Source organism: Chania multitudinisentens RB-25 (genome assembly GCF_000520015.2).
GTDB lineage: Bacteria > Pseudomonadota > Gammaproteobacteria > Enterobacterales > Enterobacteriaceae > Chania > Chania multitudinisentens.
Genome location: NZ_CP007044.2, coordinates 2,739,430 through 2,757,423, shown reverse-complemented (window position 1 = coordinate 2,757,423; position 17,994 = coordinate 2,739,430). Strand labels below are relative to the sequence as shown.

The window sequence follows — 17,994 nt, the reverse complement described above, 5'->3', positions numbered from 1 at the left end:
GTTATTGTTGGCTGGCGCTGATAGCCGTCAGTTGATAGCCACCATCAACCTGATGGAAGCTGAAATCAACCGCGGTTCCTGCGGCTAGCGCTGGCAATGGGGGCTGGGGCTGAAGGAAATTCATGGTCATTGGCGGCCAACTCAAGGCTGGGATCGCCGGATGAGCCAGCAAGACTTTCGTCTCTCCCCAGGCTTTAACGATCCCCGTAGAGTGATAGACGGTGGCCTCTGCTGGCGCGGCATGTTGATGGTGTTGCATTTCCGCAGCAACGGCGGCAGAAGATAAAAACAGAGAAATGAAAATAATGGCAAATAGGTTACGCATAACGATAGCTCCGTATGCCCTAAATAATTCGAGTTGCAGGAAGGCGGCAGCGCAGTGACAAATCGATCTTTGACCGATTTGAACAGCGCTTGCGCTGGCCCCCAGGGTGAGCCTCTTTGAGGCTCATAATCCCCAGGAACTTACTCAAGTAAGTGACTGGGGTGAGCGAAGAAAGCCAACGCACATGCAGCTTGAAGTATGACAGGCAGTAAAATAGTCAATAAACAACACAGGTCGCCGTCTTAAACGGCAAAGCGGTGAGTTTGGCTATTCACGGAAGCGGCAGAACACAATCTCTGCCGGTGGGCCTGCTATCGGGGGGGTTTGCCAATCAGCACGGGAAAGTTGCCCCGGCTGGGCAGGCACAGCCACCAGCAATTCACTACTGGCAGGCAGAATCGCCGCCAATGCTAAATTACCGTGATCCTGCTGCACGGGATCGGGAATACAATGTTGCTCACACAGCGGCCCTTCGGCCTGCATGTTGCCCTGCGCCGAATCGCTGGTCTGCATATGCGTCATATGCTGCGCTGCTGGCGCTTCGGCAGCAAATTGCAGATTACAGTTATGGCTGGCAATAGCCAGTTGGCTATTTAACAGCAGCCAACAGACGCCCAATAACCATACACCCGCCCGCTTCTTCGCGCAGCGCAGCCGATGCATGGATAAACAGAGAGACGCCAGAGCCGACATGCCATGATTCCGAGTGGATAAACTGTGCTGAGTATATCGGCAGACAATCAGCACAGGAATCAAATTTACATCCGCTGACAAAGCAACCTGCGAATGTTCCTGTAAAATGAAAAAGCTTTGATTTCAGTCAACTAACAGTATTACAAGCATAAAAAAATCGGGTACGCTCTCACGTACCCGATCTGTAAAACTACGCAGCAAAAAAGCTTATTTTTGCAGTTTACGCATGACCAGCGTTGCGTTGGTGCCACCAAAGCCAAAGCTGTTGGACATCACCGTGGTCAATTCACGCTGCGTCGGCTCAGTGATGATATTCATACCCACGGCTTTTTCGTCCAGATTATCAATATTGATGCTTGGCGCGATAAAACCGTGTTCAACCATCAGCAGGCTGTAGATGGCTTCCTGCACACCAGCCGCCCCCAATGAGTGGCCGGTCATGGCTTTGGTGGAAGAGATCGCCGGAGTGTTATCACCGAACACTTCACGGATGGCACCCAGTTCTTTCACGTCACCAACCGGCGTTGAAGTACCGTGTACGTTCATATAATCGATCGGGGTATCCACCCCCTGCAACGCCATCTTCATGCAGCGCACCGCGCCTTCACCCGATGGAGCCACCATGTCGGCACCGTCAGAGGTTGCGCCATAACCGATGATTTCAGCATAGATATGCGCACCGCGCGCCAGCGCGTGCTCCAATTCTTCAACCACCACCATACCGCCGCCGCCGGCGATAACGAAACCATCACGCGCAGCATCGTAAGTGCGGGAAGCTTTTTCTGGTGTGTCGTTGTAGCTGGTGGACAACGCACCCATTGCGTCGAACTCACAGGCCATTTCCCAACACAGTTCTTCACCACCACCGGCGAATACCACATCCTGTTTACCCAGTTGAATCAGTTCAACCGCATGGCCGATACAGTGTGCAGAAGTCGCGCAGGCGGAGCTGATGGAATAATTCACGCCGCGGATTTTGAAGGGGGTTGCCAGGCAGGCAGAAACGCCGGAAGCCATCGCTTTGGTGACCATATAAGGGCCAACGCCGCGCAAACCTTTGGCCCGCATGCCATCAGAGCCCGCAACCTGATTACGCGGTGAGCCACCGCCGGAACCCACCACCAGGCCGGTACGATCGTTGGACACTTGGTCAGCAGCCAGACCAGAGTCTTTAATCGCCTGTTCCATAGAAAGATAGGCATAAATGGATGCATCGCTCATAAAGCGCACCACTTTGCGGTCAATCAGACCGGTGGTATCCAGTTTAACATTGCCCCATACGTGACTACGCATGCCAGAATCTTTCAGTTCCTGAGAAAAAGTGATCCCAGAACGTCCTTCCTGCAAACTTGCCAGGACCTCCTGCTGGTTGTTACCAATGCTGGAGACGATTCCCAGGCCAGTAATCACTGCACGTTTCATTCAGTACCTCTTCCACAAGTTTACATTCGGGATTTTGCACCGCACTTTAGCGTACAGATGTACGCCGAACAAGTCCGATCAGAATGATTCCGTATTATATCTATCCAATTTGCACCACAGAGGTCACGCCGTTAAAATCACGCTACTCCTTGAATGATGAGCAATCAGCCGTGAGCCACCCCCCTATCCAAACCGCAGCCTTAAGCTGGAATGAACAGGGTACACCTGTTTCTAAACAGTTCGATGACGTCTATTTTTCTAATCAGGATGGGTTGGAAGAAACCCGTTATGTGTTTCTTAACGGTAATCGGCTGCCGCAGCGTTTTACTGAGCATGCACGCTCAGGGTTTATTGTGGCGGAAACCGGCTTCGGCACCGGACTGAATTTTCTTACTTTATGGCAGGCATTTGCCCGCTTTCGCAGCGCATATCCCACAGCAACATTGCAACGCCTGCACTTTATCAGCTTTGAGAAATTCCCGTTACAACCTGCCGATCTGGCGGCTGCCCATGCACAATGGCCAGAGCTGGCCGCGTTTGCCAGTGAACTGCGTGCCCAGTGGCCGCTGCCATTAGCGGGCTGCCACCGATTGTTGCTTGCCGACGGGAATATTACCCTCGATCTGTGGTTCGGTGACGTCAACCAATTGTTGCCGCATATCGATGCCAGCATGAACAACCAGATCGATGCCTGGTTCCTTGATGGTTTTGCCCCATCAAAAAACCCCGACATGTGGAACGAACCCCTGTTTGCCGCAATGGCGCGTTTTGCCCGCCCCGGCGGCAGTTTTGCCACCTTCACTGCGGCAGGGTTTGTACGCCGTGGATTGCAACAGGCTGGTTTTACCGTCAGCAAATGCAAAGGTTTTGGTCAGAAACGTGAAATGCTTGCCGGTTCCTTGCCTGCCGATGCCCCACCCACAGCCCACCCGCAGCCGTGGTTGCTGCGCCAGGCGGCACAAAACACCGACGATGTGGCGATTATCGGCGGCGGCATTGCCAGCGCACTCGTCGCCTTGGCCCTATTGCGGCGTGGGGCCAACGTCACGCTCTATTGCGCCGATGCGCAACCGGCCGAAGGAGCTTCTGGCAACCGCCAAGGCGCACTCTATCCGTTGCTGAATGGCCGGGGCGATGCACTGGAAAGATTTTTCAGTGCCGCCTTCCCTTTTGCCCGCCGTCAGTATGATGCGTTGTTACAACAAGGGGCTGAGTTTGACCATCAATGGTGCGGCGTCAGCCAATTAGCCTATGACGATAAAAACGCCGGGAAGATTGCCAAGATCCTGGCCGTTGCCTGGCCGCCTGCCCTGACGCAAGCGGCCGATCACGACACCCTCAGCGCATTGTGCGGCGTTGATACCGGTTTTGGCGGCATCCATTACCCATTGGGTGGTTGGCTATGCCCTGCCGAACTGACACGCACCGCATTGGCTCTAGCCCAGCAACAAGGCTTGACGTGCCATTATCAACATAGGCTTGTTGGCCTGGAGCGTGCGGGTGCAGGCTGGCAACTGCAATTTGCCGCCGGGCATACCTGTGAACATGCAACGGTGATCCTGGCTAATGGTCATCAGTTACCGGCACTGGCACAAAGTGCAGCACTGCCGATAACGGCGGTGCGCGGCCAGGTTTCACATATCCCCACCACGCCAGCGCTGAGTGCGCTGAAACAGGTATTGTGTTACGACGGCTATCTGACCCCGGTCAACCCTGCCAACCAGCAGCATTGCATTGGAGCCAGCTATCAGCGTGGGGAAACCAGCACGGAATATCGCGAAAGCGAACAGCAGGAAAACCGCACACGCCTGCTGCGCTGCCTGCCGGATCAGGCGTGGCCGCAGCAGGTGGATATTAATGGTCAGCAGGCGCGTTGCGGCGTGCGCAGCGCCATACGCGACCATATGCCAATGGTAGGCGCGCTACCGGATTATGCCGCTACCTTGGCACAGTATGGCGATTTACCACAGCAACGCCTGCGCGGGGCAGCAATTGCCGATGCACCGATCCATTCAGGGTTGTTCGTGATTGGCGCACTGGGATCCCGTGGCCTGTGTTCGGCTCCGCTGGCGGCAGAAATTCTGGCTGCACAGCTATTTGGCGAACCCTTGCCGGGGGATGCTGAAACGCTGGCAGCGCTGAATCCGAATCGCCTGTGGGTTAGAAAACTGTTGAAAGGGCGCGCCGTTTAACATTGGGGAAAGTGGGTTCAGTGCGCTGAACCCTGAGCATTTATTGAGTGGATAACACTGTCTGATACAGCTTTTCCCACATGCCGAGCACCAGTGCCTGATCCGGGGGGGAAAGCTCTCCGGCAGCGATGGCTTTCCCCAAGCTGCTCTGCACACGCGCTTCAAGCTGTTCAGCGCTCTGTTCGTCATGCGCTTCTGCCTCAGCTACCGCCAGCGTCAAATGACCGCGCAGGTAGCCACCAGCAAACAGTTCATCATCACTGGCGTGTTCTACCATGTCATCAATCAGCGCCAGAATGTGCGCTTCAACTTCTTCGATCATCAAACTTCCTCACTATACCCGTCATACTTCAAGCTGCCGGTGCGTTGGCTTCGTTACTCGGCCCTTCGGGGCAGCTGCAACTCGAATTATTTAGGGTATACAGTTAAATATGGTCAGTTAAGATCTTCCGGGTAAGGAAAATGTTCAGCCGCCAGCGGAGGCGTATTGTAAAACGATTGTAACGCCTGAATAAAGCGCGCAGGGCGTGTGGGTATCCCCTGTTCCAGCAGTTCCAATACGCGGGTACGCACTTTGCGCTGGAACGTAATGCGGTCTGGTTCGCAATCCCCGCTAAGATTGTCGCAACTGACGTTAAACGGGAAACCAGCGGCAACGCAAAACAACCATTCCAGCGCCTGTGGATTGATTTCTACGACTTCGAATGCGCTCTGCGTTTTAGCATCACGCCCGTCAGGGCAATACCAATAACCAAAATCCACCTGTTTGCGGCGCTCGGCACCGGCAATGCACCAATGGGAGATTTCATGCATACCGCTGGCATAATAACCGTGAGCAAACACGATACGGTTGTACGGCAACGCTTCGTCGGCAGGCAGATAGATCGGTTCATCATCGCCTTTTACCAGGCGAGTATTGTAATCATCGCTGAAGCACTGGTTAAAAATTTCAATCAGCTGTGAATAGTGATAGGTGTCTGGCATAAAAGAAAACTCAAATAACCACAAAATTAGGGCGGTAATTATACCCAAGATCGCTCATCGTGCCGCCCTTTTGGCATGTTAAAAATGCAACGCCAGCCATTGCTGGATTTCTGTACCATGATTATCGTACAGCAGCTTACAGCTCATGATCAGCGAAACCACCACGATCATCGGCCGAATCAGCTTCTGGCCCTTGGTCAGCACCATATGCGCCCCCAAGCGGGCACCAAATACCTGGCCGACCAACATGATCAGGCCAATACTCCACACCACTTTACCGCCAATGATAAACAGCACCAGGCTGCCCAGATTGGAAGTAAAATTCAGCACCTTGGCATGGGCGGTAGACTTGGCAAGGTTGAAACCACACAACGTCACATAAGCCAGCGCGTAAAATGAACCCGCTCCCGGGCCAAAGAAGCCATCATAGAAACCGACAACCCCCCCGGCAATCAACCCGAACGGCAGCGCACCCAAACGGCGCTGGCGGTCATGTTCCCCCAGCTTCGGCGTCAGCAGGAAATACACACCTATCCCAATCACCAGCACCGGCAACATCTGGCGCAGCAAATCGGCACGCATATGCTGTACCAGAATCGCACCGATAACTGAGCCAATCAGCGTCAGGAAGATCGTCAGCTTTTGCTCGTTAAGGTCAACGGCCCGGCGGCGGATAAAATACAGGCTGGCGGAAAACGATCCTCCAACCGACTGCAGTTTATTGGTCGCCAGCGCCTGCGCTGGAGGAATGCCCACCGCCAGCAGGGCCGGAACGGTTAACAGCCCACCACCACCGGCAATGGAATCAATGAACCCGGCAAACATTGCTACAAAAAACAAGATCCCGAGTAATTCGGGACTCAACAACAGCCCTTCCATAGATTGCCTGCTTGAAAATTAAGATAGAACAACAACGTTATTTACCGACAGAAAACACATGGCGCTTCATGATGAAGCGCCATTATCATCCCAATCAACGATTGACGAAATGATTATCCAGCAACGCCTGGCAGGAAGGCGGTAACGGCGGTGGCTCCGTTTTGACCGGGTTGACATTAGGTTGATGAGGTTTGAACCAGCTTGCCAACTCTGCGCCACAGCCGTCACCGGCTGGTGGGGCGTCCTGATCCTGGCATTCCAGGCTACTCGCCGGGCAACGTAACCGAACGTGCATATGCGCACGATGGGCAAACCACGGGCGCACCTTGTGCAGCCAGTTGCGATCGGCTCCCGCATCCTGGCACAAGCGCAGCTTAATCGCCGGGTTGACGAAGATACGTGTCACTTCGCTGTCCTGCGCTGCGATCTTGATCAAGGATTCGATCTGCGGTTGCCATTGGCGATCAACCACCTGTTTACCGTCGGCAGACACCAGATCGATCGGTTGCGGTTTCAGCAGTTGCTGCGCAGTCCAGCGCTGGCGTGGCAGTTGCAGCCAGATATCAACATCCAGCCCGGATTGGTGGCTGGCATGGCCGCTGCTAAAACGCCCACCGGCGGGCATCCCCATATCACCAATCAGCACCGTGCCCAGTGCTTTCTGGTGAGCCTGAGCACTCAAACGCTGAATAAATGCCAGCAGATCCGGGTGGCCAAAATAGCGCCGCTGATCGGTACGCATCACCTGATAGTCCGGTGAATTCAACGGTAGTGGCTGCGCTCCTACAATACAGCCATTGGAGAAACCACCAATAGCCTGCGGGTTACCCGCCACTGGATGATCTATTTTTTGCCACGGCGTGAGCGCCATGGCAGAACTTGCAGCCAGCAAGGTAACGATGCCTAACATCCATTTTTTCATCAGCATTACCAGCGAGGAACATCGGAAATCACATCACCGTTTTGCGCGCGCTGGCGCAGTAGATGATCCATCAACACTATCGCCATCATCGCTTCAGCGATCGGTACGGCGCGAATACCAACACAGGGATCGTGGCGGCCACGGGTGACCATTTCCACCGCTTCACCCTGGCGGTTAATGGTGCGGCCCGGCACCATGATGCTGGAGGTTGGTTTCAGCGCCAAATGCGCAATCACCGGTTGGCCGCTGCTGATCCCACCGAGAATGCCGCCAGCATGGTTGCTCTGAAAACCTTCTGGGGTGATTTCGTCACGGTTTTCGCTGCCGCGTTTGGTTACCACAGCAAAACCGTCGCCGATTTCCACACCTTTCACTGCGTTGATGCTCATCAGCGCATGCGCCAGATCGGCATCCAAACGATCAAATACCGGCTCACCCAGGCCAACCGGCACGTTCTCGGCAATCACGCTGACTTTGGCACCGATCGAGTCACCTTCTTTTTTCAACGCACGCATCAGTTCGTCCAACGCTGCCAGTTTGTCTGGATCTGGGCAGAAGAACGGGTTCTGTTCCACCAGTTCCCAATCTTTCAGTTCGCAGCTCACATCACCAATCTGCGCCAGATAACCGCGCACCTTGACGCCAAACTTCTGCGCCAGATACTTTTTGGCAATCGCCCCGGCGGCCACGCGCATCGCCGTTTCACGCGCGGAAGAGCGGCCACCGCCACGGTAATCGCGCACGCCATACTTCTGTTCATAGGTGTAATCGGCATGCCCTGGGCGGAACAGGTCTTTAATCGAACCATAATCCTGCGAGCGCTGATCGGTGTTTTCAATCATCAGGCCGATGCTGGTACCGGTGGTGACACCCTCAAATACGCCAGAGAGGATACGCACCCGATCTGCTTCACGGCGCTGAGTGGTATAGCGCGAAGTGCCAGGGCGACGGCGATCCAGATCGTGCTGTAAATCGGCTTCTGTCAACGGAATGCCCGGTGGCACGCCGTCTACAATACATCCCAGCGCCACACCGTGAGATTCACCAAATGTGGTGACGCGGAAAAACTGCCCAATACTGTTCCCTGCCATCACGGCTCCTTACCGTTGGTATATTGTTTTCAAGCCCGGCACTGCGGGCCCGTATTATGAATCAGCTGCGATAGAGACTGAAATGCGCTTTGCAATCAATCAGCTGCTGTTTGGTCAACATGAATACACCGTCTCCCCCATGGTTAAACTCCAACCAGGTAAACGGAATATCGGGATACTGTTCCATCAGATGTACCATGCTGTTACCTACTTCACAAATCAGCACACCATCATCACTCAGGTAATCGGGCGCACAAGCCAGAATGCGCCGCACCAGTTTCAGGCCATCACTGCCCGCGGCCAGCCCCAGCTCCGGCTCAAAGCGGAACTCCTGCGGCAGATCGGACATATCCTCGGCATCCACATAAGGTGGATTGGTGACAATGAGATCGTATTGGATCGCCGGGAGATCGCGGAATAGATCGGAACGGATCGGGATCACCTGATGCTCAACGCCATGCGCCTGAATATTGCGTTCGGTAACGGCCAGCACATCCGTGGCAATATCCACCGCGTCTACTTCCGCCTCAGGGAAAGCATAAGCACAGGCGATGGCAATACAGCCGCTGCCGGTACACATATCCAGAATATAACGCGGTGGATGCGGGATCAGCGCGCTAAAACGATCATCGATCAATTCACCAATCGGCGAGCGTGGCACTAGCACACGCTCATCAACATAAAATTCCAGGCCGCAGAACCAGGCTTTGTTGGTGAGATAAGCTACCGGAATACGCTCGTTAACCCGGCGGATCACCCGCTCGACAATGCGGTGGCGCTCACTGGAAGTCAGGCGCGCGGTGCGCATATCTTCAGGGATATCCAACGGCAGAAACAGGCTGGGTAGAACCAATTGCACCGCTTCGTCCCACGGATTGTCGGTTCCGTGACCATAGTAGATATTGGCTGCGTTAAACCGGCTTACGGCCCAACGCAGCATATCCTGAATGGTATGCAGTTCATTTACTGCTTCTTCGACGAAAATTTTGTCCAATTTGCCCTCCAGCAGGCGTGGAAATTCATGATACATCACCGTAGTTTGCCATGAAGCCTGCGACAAATCAGCAGCAATAGTCGTGTCGAGCCATTCTCGTTTGCATGCAAGCCGAGTTTTGCGTCGACAGATACCCGCAGCCAGGTAAACTACGCAGATATCCCCGTCGCCCTTCAAGATGCGGGGGGCTCGGCCTCGCCCCTTCGGGGCCACTGCAAGCCGCGTTCAAATCTGTTCTCGCAGATTTGTCTCTCCCCCCAGTCACTGGCTCATGTAAGCTCCTGGGGCTTCGTTCAGTTGCCGCCTACCTGCATCTTGAAGTAACTTGGGTACAAATAATATTCGGTGAATCAATAATGAAGAACAAACACCCGCTGAGCAAAGAGGAATTGCAGCTCTTTAGGGAATCCGTCGCTGGAGCAAGAAAACTGCGGCAGGACACCATCGTCCACCCCAAACCTAAAATGAAAACCAAGCAAATCGCCCCGCAGCGCCTGCTGCAAGAGCAGGTTGACGCCAGTTTTTATTTTTCCGATGAATTTCAGCCACAGCTGGATGATGAAGGCCCAACGCGCTACGTGCGCCCTGGGTATAGCCACTTTGAATTGAAAAAGCTGCGCCGTGGGGATTACGTACCGGATCTGTTTCTCGATCTGCACGGCCTGACGCAGTCACAAGCCAAGCAGGAGTTGGGCGCCATGATCGCCGCCTGTAAACGCGAACACGTTCATTGTGCCTGTGTGATGCATGGCCACGGCAAACACGTTCTCAAGCAACAGACCCCACTTTGGCTGGCACAACACCCGGACGTACTGGCGTTTCATCAGGCCCCGAAAGAATGGGGCGGCAACGCCGCCGTGCTGGTCTTGATCGAGCTGGAAGAGTAACCCGGCAAAAACGACAAAGGGCGATGCTTAACATCGCCCCCTAATGGCATCCGCGTTATTTAGCAGACCTTCGTTATCACCTGCGACGGGCTGACCTGCCATTTCAAGGTGCCACTGCTGCCATCTGGCAGCAAATCGATATTGGCTATCGCCGAGGTGGCAAACATCGGTGGACATTCGCCTGGGCAAAGTTCGGCGACCAGATAACCAACCAGCGGCAGGTGAGAAACCACCAGCACCGCTCCTACCCCTTCTTTCGCCAATGCTTGCAGGTAACAGCTCACTAATCCAACATCACCACCCGGTATCAATTCAGGTAACGTTTCTTCACCTTCTGGCAGAATCAACGCCTCACGCACCGTTTCCAGCGTTTGCTTGGCTCGCAGATAAGGGCTGACCAGCACACGTTCAATATCCATAGATTGGGTATTTAACCAAGCTGCCATCTGACGCGATTCATCACGGCCACATACAGTAAGAGGCCTGACTGAATCACTCGCTGCATCAAGTGCCGCTTCTCCATGACGCATAATCAAAACTTGCATATTGCACCGCTGTTGTTGACAAAATAACGCCATACAGAAACGCTGAGCGTGCTGTATCGCCGAGTTGCGCTTCAGAGGGTGCCACGTTATTACACGTGATATCGCCTCATACAAGCCCAAAACAAAGAACTTCAAAACGATAACGCGCCGTCTCTTGTTATGGCGGCCGAACATTTTGCCCGAAAGTTCACGTAAAGAGAACGCTGTTTTTTTGCAACAACAACGCCCTTACGCAATTACCTCACTGAAGGTAACAGTCAATTCAACAGGTTAAAACTCAACCCAAGCACGATGAATTCCCTTATAAGGCCAAGAGCTTCACTCATCATCGGTATGCTACGTTACCCCTCCCTTTTCCCCCTGTACAGCATTTGGAATGACAAGGAGTGATGACGATCACAATATGGCCCTGATCAAACTGTAGCGCAAACCGGGCTACCATGCTTAGGCTAATAAAAACGCTCCCCCTGCTCCGCCATACGCTGCAAGCGTTCACAGGGGGCAAAATATTCACCATGCTGTTGTTGCAGGTGGCGCAAAGTTTTTACCACTTTTTCCGCACCAAGCTCATCCATATAGCGGAAAGGGCCGCCCAGGAACGGTGGAAAACCAATGCCGAATACCGCGCCAATATCGCCATCACGCGCGCTGCGGATCACCCCTTCATCCAGGCAGCGTGCCGCTTCGTTCAGCATCAACATCACACAACGTTGAGCAATCTCTGCATGCTGTATATGGGCTTTAGCGGTGACCCCCAGCAGCGCATAAATGCTGCTATCTTCACGCTTACGCCGTTGACGTTGGCCCCCTTTGGCCGGATAAAGATAAAAACCACGGCCATTCTTGCGCCCTTTACGGCCATCTTTCAGCACCGCATCAAACGCCGCCGGGGCGGCAAAACGCGGCCCTAGTTCGGCGGTCAAGATCGGAATAATTTTGGTACCGACATCAATTCCGACCTCATCCAAGAGCATAATTGGCCCGACCGGGAAGCCGAAGTCTACCAAGGCGTGATCCAATGATTCGATCGGCTCACCTTGCAGCAGACAGCGCGCCGCTTCATTAATATAAGGAGCCAGAATGCGGTTGACATAAAAACCGGCACGATCGGCTACCACAATCGCCGTTTTACCCTGTTTTTGCGCCAGCGCGACGGTGGTGGCAATGGTTTCTTCACTGGTGGTGGCATGCGGGATCACTTCCACCAGCGGCATTTTGTCCACCGGGCTGAAGTAATGCAGGCCGATAACCTGTTGCGGCCTGGCGGCCTGGGCAGCAATTTGGCTGATGGGCAGAGATGAAGTGTTGGAGGCAAACACGGTATGGGGGGCCGCATGCTGTTCAATGTCTGCCACCATCTGCTGCTTGAGGGCGAGATCTTCAAACACCGCTTCAATCACCATATCGACACGTTCAAAACCACTATAATCCGTTGAGCCGGAAATCAGCATCATCTGCTTTTGGCGTTCTGCCGGGCGCATACGCTTGCTGCGCACCCGTTTTCCCAGCAAATCCCACGTATATTTCAGCGCATAATTGATACCCTGCTCATTCACATCTTTGATGCGTACCGGTAAACCGCCACGGGTAGCCGTTACACAGGCAATCCCACCGCCCATCAGGCCACCACCCAGCACGCCAATGCGCTGCAACGCACGAGGTTGTGCATCGCTTCCGCGCTCTTTTTTCAGCGCAGTGGAAGCAAAGAACAGGCTGCGCAAGGCTGCGGATTGTGGCGTCATTGCCAGTTCACCAAACGCGCGGGCTTCTGCTTCATAACCGCTATCGCTGCCCTGATCCAAGCCGATACGCACGACCTGGATAATGCGCTCAGCCGCCGGATAATTACCGTGGGTTTTCGCCAGCGTTTTTTTATGCACGATGCTAAACAGCAGATTCTTACCCAACGGGCCGTTGAGCAAACGCTCCCGCCACGGCAGTTGACGCTGGGATTTCCAGCCTTGCTTCACGCGTTCAATGGCGGCCTGCAACAAAATCGACTGAGGCACCGCATCGTCCACCAACCCCATGCGCAAAGCCTGCCGGGCCCGAATCTGTTTGCCGGTCAGGATCATATCCAATGCCAAACTTGCGCCAATCAGGCGCGGCAAGCGCTGTGTTCCACCGGAACCGGGCAATAAGCCCAATTGCACTTCCGGCAAGCCGAGCACCGTTTTATCATCCAACGAACACACGCGGCCATGGCAGGCTAATGCCAGTTCCAATCCACCACCCAGACAAGCTCCGTGAATAGCGGCAACAACCGGCACCGGGAACGCGGCAATCTGTGCCAACGTGCTCTGCCCTTTTTTAGCCAGCGCTTCGGCTTCCTGGGCACTGGTACAGGCGGCAATCATAGTGATATCGGCACCGGCGATGAAGGAGTCCGGTTTGCCAGACACAATCACCAGCCCTTCCAATGCGCTGAATTGCTGCGCTTTGAGCAATACCGCATTCACCTGCGCAACAAACTCTGCTTTCAGCGTGTTGACCTTTTCCCCAGGAACATCAATGGTGATGACGCCAATATTGTCCGGGCGCAGCATGAAATGAAATGCCGAGGTGGCCGCGCGCTGTTCGTGCAATGCATTCTCGAAGCTCATCACTCCACCTCCACGATCATCGCCGCACCCAATCCCCCGGCAGCACAGGCCGTTGCCAGCCCCAAGCCACCGCCGCGCCGTTTGAGTTCATGCAGCATCTGGGTAATCATGCGTGCCCCTGTGGCAGCAAACGGGTGACCGTAGGCAATCGAACCGCCCAATACGTTGAATTTTTCCATATCCACCTCACCAATCGCCTGTTCACGGCCCAGTTTCTGTTGGGCAAATTCAACGCTGGCAAACATTTTCAGGTTAGCCAACGTTTGTGCGGCAAAAGCTTCATGCATGTCAATCAAGGTGAGATCCGCCAAGGTAACCCCAGCGCGATCCAGCGCCAGCGGCGTGGCATAAGAGGGGCCAAGCAGCATATCTTCCCAAACATCAATGGCAGCAAAAGCAAAGCTGCGCAAATACCCCAGCGGCTGTAACCCGAGTTCTTTGGCACGGGATTCACTCATCAGCAATACGGCTGCCGCTCCGTCAGTCAATGGGGTACTGTTGGCCGCCGTTACGCTGCCGTGTTTGCGGTCGAATGCCGGTTTCAACCGGGCATAGGATTCCAGACTGGAATCTTTGCGAATGTTATTGTCTTCAGCCAGCGGCGTTTTATAAGGGGGAACGTAGGCCGTCATCACCTCATCACGCAGCAGCCCTTGCTCCCAGGCTTTGGCAGCAAGCTGATGTGAACGATGGGCCAAAGCATCCTGCTGCTCACGGCTGATGCCGTGGGTTTTCGCCATTTGCTCTGCGGTATCGCCCATGCGCAGGCCGGTAGAATACTCCGCCACTGCCGGTGGCACCGGCATCAAGTCGCGGAATTTAAGTTTGCTGAACAGTTTCAGGCGTTGTGGCAACGTGCGCGCCTTGTTGACGTCCACCAGCGTGCGCGCCAATGCTTTGCTAACGCCAATCGGCAGCACCGAAGAAGAATCTGCACCACCGGCAATCCCGATGCTGATACTGCCCGCCAGGATGCTTTCGGCCACATTGGCAATCGCCTGGAAGCTGGTGGCGCAAGCACGCGAAACGCTATAGGCATCGGTATGCACACTCATGCCGGTACCGAGGACAATTTCCCGCGCAATATTGGGCGCTTCGGGCATTTGTACCACTTGGCCAAAGACCAGTTGTTCGATCAACTCCGGGGCAACAGCGCTACGGACTAACAACTCGCTGACCGCCATTTTGCCGAGATCGACAGCGGGGAGCCCATGATAAGCGGTCGCCTGTTTGGCGAAAGGTGTGCGTAATCCATTAATAATAGCGATACGATCACCATGACGGGTAATCAGCGGCAATGCCTTACTCATAAACGCTCCTGAATAAATAGACCGTCAAAATAACGGACAAAAGAGGTCTGACCTGATCAGTTAATTGTTAACTAAATGGTTACACTTGGCAAATCAGCAAAAGTGAAAACTGCGAGCAGGGACAACTTTCCGGCGGAATGGAGGCTGGATAACCCGCGCAGGAGGCCCTGCGCAGGTCTGAAAAAGAAATTAACGCAGGCCGAGTTGGAAGATCAGCGTTTCAGCCTGGCAGGCGAAAGTAAAATCAATATCCAATTGCACGCCCCCCTTAACCGGTTTCAGGCTACTGCTGATGTCACACGGATCGGATTCAACGCTACGTGCTTTTTCGGTCAAGGCGGCCAAAGTTTCCTCAGCATCTTGCTGATGCGCAAATACCTGGCTGTAGGAAGCGGTACAATCGGTATTATCCATCACCGTTCCAACGTCCATACAGCAACAAGCTGCGGTTTCCTGAGCACTGCATTTATTAGCATCTGACATGTTTACACTCTCCTCGCGGGCCGCATTCAAGCTTGCCCAAATAACCGTTTATGATCCGGCTGTAAATAAACAAAATACTGGCGTTATTTTACGCTTAGGGTAAAGCAATCACTAGCCTTACTTTTTATAAGTGCTTTAACTCATGGAAATTACAGGTATAAATCGCTGCCCGTCCCACTCAACAACGGCTGAGTTTCTATTATTCATCCCATTTTTGTAATGCAGATCTCTTTTTTGATATCATTTTTGACATATTCAAAAAACAAACTTGCAACAAACCAACAGGTCGGACCTATAATTCTACCACTGGTCTGATTTGTCTAATTACGAACAGACCTCTACAATTATTTTTCATTGTTACGCGTTGTAACATAATTTAATTAAAAACATAAAATGAGGTTTTGGTCATGAGCCAGAAAAACCTATTCACTAAGTCAGCTCTTGCAGCTGCAGTGGCGATTATCTCTTCAAACGTGTATGCCGCAGGATTCCAGCTGAATGAATTTTCTTCAGTGGGCCTGGGGCGTGCTTATTCTGGTGAAGGCGCAATGGCAGATTCAGCAGCCTCTGCCAGCCGTAACCCAGCAACCATGATGATGTTTGACCGCCCGACGATTTCTGCGGGCGCCGTCTTCATTAACCCTGATGTTGATATTTCCGGCACTTCACCCTCAGGTGCCAGCCTGGATGCGAAAAACATCGCACCAACCGCTTGGGTACCAAATTTGCACTATGTGCACCCATTGAATGAACAATGGGCTGTGGGTGGTTCCGTGGTCAGTAACTATGGTCTGTCAACAGAATTCAGTGATAGCTACCCGGCAGGTTCTGTTGGGGGAAAAACCGATCTCACCACGCTGAACCTCAGCCTGAATGCGGCTTACCGTCTGAACCAGAACTTCAGCTTCGGTCTTGGTGTTGATGCCGTTTACGCAGATGCGGAAATTTCACGTACTGCCGGTGATCTGCCGCTACTGATTGCTGGCCAAGGTTTACAAACCGGGCAATTAACGCCGCAGCAGGCAGCCCAAATCGCCTCAATCCCGGCCAACACTCAGATTACCCATCTTGAAGGGACTAAGTGGGGCTACGGCTGGCATGCGGGTATTCTGTATCAGGTGGATGACAACAACCGTTACGGCTTCACCTATCGTTCTAAAATAAAAATCGATTTTGACGGTGATTACAGAAGTAATCTGCCTGCCCAGTTCAATCCACTGCTGGGCCCGGTAGGTTTACCTGTCGGCACCAGCGGCCAGACCGTTCCTGGTTCTCTTGAACTCAATCTGCCAGAAATGTGGGAAGTCTCAGGCTATAACAAAGTGGCTGCACAGTGGGCAATCCACTACAGCATGGCTTACACCAGTTGGAGCCAGTTCCAGGAGCTGAGAGCCGTTGATAACAATGGTCAGACTCTGTTCCAGAAACATGAAGGTTTCCGTGATGCTTACCGTATGGCACTGGGTACCACGTATTTCTATGACGATAACTGGACCTTCCGTACCGGTGTCGCCTTCGATCAGACCCCAGTTCCTGCCGCCAACCGTTCTATCTCAATCCCGGATCAGAACCGCACCTGGTTAAGTGCAGGTACCACCTACGCATTCAATAAGGATGCTTCTGTCGATGTTGGTATCGCCTACATGCATGGCCAGAAAGTGACCATCAACGAAGGCCCTTATACCTTCGAATCCGAAGGTTCAGCCTGGTTGTACGGTGCTAACTTCAACTACCGTTTCTAATCTTCTTCCATACCAAAAAAAGCGCCTTGAGAGGCGCTTTTTTTATACCGTTGGTTGCTACCCCCACTGCGTGAGAGGTAAACGCTGATTAATTTGACGAATCAATCTCGCCTAATTCATCCTGAATCGCTTTGGCATTCGGATTTTCTTCCGGTTTGAGTACGCCACCACGCGCCAGGAAATCATGCCGTTGGAAGTAGGCTTCACGCGACATCAGGTAAGGATCGGAAGAGTTTCTCAGCAGGCCGTCAGAATCCAGCAGTTGCGCTCGCGTCTCGACCCCTTCCACTACCCATTTACCTGCCGACATCCAGAAGGTCAGATAACTTAACACCGGATAAACGCTATCTGCCCAGTCCCCACCATCTTCACGCAGGGTAAAGCTGCCATAAACCGGCAGGTGGACATAAGGGCCATAACCCACACCGTAATTACCCAGCGTCCCACCGAAGCGGCGCGGCTCTTCACGTGCCAGTTTCGGGTTCGCCATCCCTGCGACGTCGATCAATCCTCCCATACCCAGCAACGTGTTCAGGAAGAAACGGTTGAAGTGGATCATGCCTTGATATGGGTTACCGCGCAGGAATTCGTTCACCATACTGGCTGGTTCTTCCAGGTTGGAAGTGAAGTTACCCAAGCCATTACGCGCAGGCATCGGCACATAATCACGCCATACCACCGCGACAGGGCGCAGCACATAAGGATCCAGCACGTTGAAGTTGAAATTAAACATCGCCCGGTTGAAACCTTCAAAGGGATCAGAACGCTCATGCGGATCATTACCCGGCGAGCTGGCACAGCCCACCAGAAGTACCGTTGCGAAAGCCAGCCCAGTCAGGCGAACGTTCATATTTTTCTCCATGAAAACCTGTTTAATTTTTTGTCAGAGGCCTGTTTGCCTATCGGGACACTGACCTTCCCT

The 17,994-nt window shown here is 53.5% G+C and carries 17 protein-coding genes; 3 read left to right on the top strand and 14 right to left on the bottom strand.

Features of this window, described 5'->3' with window-relative positions; genetic code table 11:
* Position 1: 1 nt before the first annotated feature.
* From Z042_RS12085 to fabB, 3 genes are all read right to left on the bottom strand, one after another.
* Positions 2-325 (bottom strand): copper-binding protein, encoded by a 324-nt coding sequence (locus Z042_RS12085; RefSeq protein WP_024913471.1) that lies wholly within the window; start codon positions 323-325, stop codon positions 2-4.
* 267 nt (positions 326-592) lie between these two features.
* Positions 593-1,018, bottom strand: a complete 426-nt coding sequence (locus Z042_RS12080; RefSeq protein WP_024913470.1) for a hypothetical protein — start codon at positions 1,016-1,018, stop codon at positions 593-595.
* 207 nt (positions 1,019-1,225) lie between these two features.
* Positions 1,226-2,440 (bottom strand): beta-ketoacyl-ACP synthase I, encoded by a 1,215-nt coding sequence (gene fabB / locus Z042_RS12075; RefSeq protein WP_024913469.1) that lies wholly within the window; start codon positions 2,438-2,440, stop codon positions 1,226-1,228.
* A 170-nt stretch (positions 2,441-2,610) separates the two neighbouring features.
* Between fabB and mnmC the strand changes: the two genes are divergently transcribed.
* Positions 2,611-4,632, top strand: coding sequence for a bifunctional tRNA (5-methylaminomethyl-2-thiouridine)(34)-methyltransferase MnmC2/FAD-dependent 5-carboxymethylaminomethyl-2-thiouridine(34) oxidoreductase MnmC1 (mnmC, locus tag Z042_RS12070; RefSeq protein WP_024913468.1), 2,022 nt, complete (start codon positions 2,611-2,613; stop codon positions 4,630-4,632).
* Between the two features lie 40 nt (positions 4,633-4,672).
* Here the strand turns inward: mnmC and Z042_RS12065 are convergent, their stop codons facing one another.
* From Z042_RS12065 to prmB, 6 genes are all read right to left on the bottom strand, one after another.
* On the bottom strand, positions 4,673-4,954 hold the full coding sequence (locus Z042_RS12065) for a YfcL family protein (protein WP_024913467.1): 282 nt from the start codon (positions 4,952-4,954) through the stop codon (positions 4,673-4,675).
* A 113-nt stretch (positions 4,955-5,067) separates the two neighbouring features.
* On the bottom strand, positions 5,068-5,616 hold the full coding sequence (locus Z042_RS12060; protein ID WP_024913466.1) for an elongation factor P hydroxylase: 549 nt from the start codon (positions 5,614-5,616) through the stop codon (positions 5,068-5,070).
* 78 nt (positions 5,617-5,694) lie between these two features.
* The gene (locus Z042_RS12055) at positions 5,695-6,495 is read right to left on the bottom strand and encodes a sulfite exporter TauE/SafE family protein (protein ID WP_024913465.1); all 801 of its coding nucleotides are present in this window, start codon (positions 6,493-6,495) and stop codon (positions 5,695-5,697) included.
* 94 nt (positions 6,496-6,589) lie between these two features.
* Positions 6,590-7,417, bottom strand: a complete 828-nt coding sequence (gene mepA, locus Z042_RS12050; RefSeq protein ID WP_024913464.1) for a penicillin-insensitive murein endopeptidase — start codon at positions 7,415-7,417, stop codon at positions 6,590-6,592.
* Between the two features lie 5 nt (positions 7,418-7,422).
* Positions 7,423-8,508 (bottom strand): chorismate synthase, encoded by a 1,086-nt coding sequence (gene aroC, locus Z042_RS12045; RefSeq protein ID WP_024913463.1) that lies wholly within the window; start codon positions 8,506-8,508, stop codon positions 7,423-7,425.
* Positions 8,509-8,569: 61 nt separating this feature from the next.
* Positions 8,570-9,502, bottom strand: a complete 933-nt coding sequence (prmB, locus tag Z042_RS12040) for a 50S ribosomal protein L3 N(5)-glutamine methyltransferase (RefSeq protein ID WP_024913462.1) — start codon at positions 9,500-9,502, stop codon at positions 8,570-8,572.
* Between the two features lie 356 nt (positions 9,503-9,858).
* On the opposite strand from prmB, the gene smrB reads away from it, so the two are divergent.
* The gene (gene smrB, locus Z042_RS12035; protein WP_024913461.1) at positions 9,859-10,389 is read left to right on the top strand and encodes an endonuclease SmrB; all 531 of its coding nucleotides are present in this window, start codon (positions 9,859-9,861) and stop codon (positions 10,387-10,389) included.
* A gap of 59 nt (positions 10,390-10,448) precedes the next feature.
* On the opposite strand, the gene sixA is transcribed toward smrB, so the two are convergent.
* The 4 genes from sixA to Z042_RS12015 form a co-directional block, all read right to left on the bottom strand.
* A complete protein-coding gene (sixA, locus tag Z042_RS12030; RefSeq protein ID WP_024913460.1) occupies positions 10,449-10,934 on the bottom strand; it encodes a phosphohistidine phosphatase SixA in 486 nt (161 codons plus the stop codon).
* 449 nt (positions 10,935-11,383) lie between these two features.
* On the bottom strand, positions 11,384-13,537 hold the full coding sequence (gene fadJ, locus Z042_RS12025) for a fatty acid oxidation complex subunit alpha FadJ (RefSeq protein WP_037406929.1): 2,154 nt from the start codon (positions 13,535-13,537) through the stop codon (positions 11,384-11,386).
* Positions 13,537-14,847 (bottom strand): acetyl-CoA C-acyltransferase FadI, encoded by a 1,311-nt coding sequence (fadI, locus tag Z042_RS12020; protein ID WP_024913459.1) that lies wholly within the window; start codon positions 14,845-14,847, stop codon positions 13,537-13,539. The genes fadJ and fadI overlap by 1 nt, the downstream gene beginning before the upstream one ends.
* A gap of 189 nt (positions 14,848-15,036) precedes the next feature.
* On the bottom strand, positions 15,037-15,330 hold the full coding sequence (locus Z042_RS12015) for a YfcZ/YiiS family protein (protein WP_024913458.1): 294 nt from the start codon (positions 15,328-15,330) through the stop codon (positions 15,037-15,039).
* Positions 15,331-15,737: 407 nt separating this feature from the next.
* On the opposite strand from Z042_RS12015, the gene fadL reads away from it, so the two are divergent.
* Positions 15,738-17,072, top strand: coding sequence for a long-chain fatty acid transporter FadL (fadL, locus tag Z042_RS12010; protein ID WP_037406925.1), 1,335 nt, complete (start codon positions 15,738-15,740; stop codon positions 17,070-17,072).
* A gap of 88 nt (positions 17,073-17,160) precedes the next feature.
* Here fadL and mlaA read toward each other — a convergent pair whose 3' ends face one another.
* Positions 17,161-17,922: a phospholipid-binding lipoprotein MlaA gene (gene mlaA / locus Z042_RS12005; RefSeq protein ID WP_024913456.1), complete on the bottom strand. Its 762-nt coding sequence runs from the start codon at positions 17,920-17,922 to the stop codon at positions 17,161-17,163.
* Positions 17,923-17,994 lie beyond the last annotated feature (72 nt).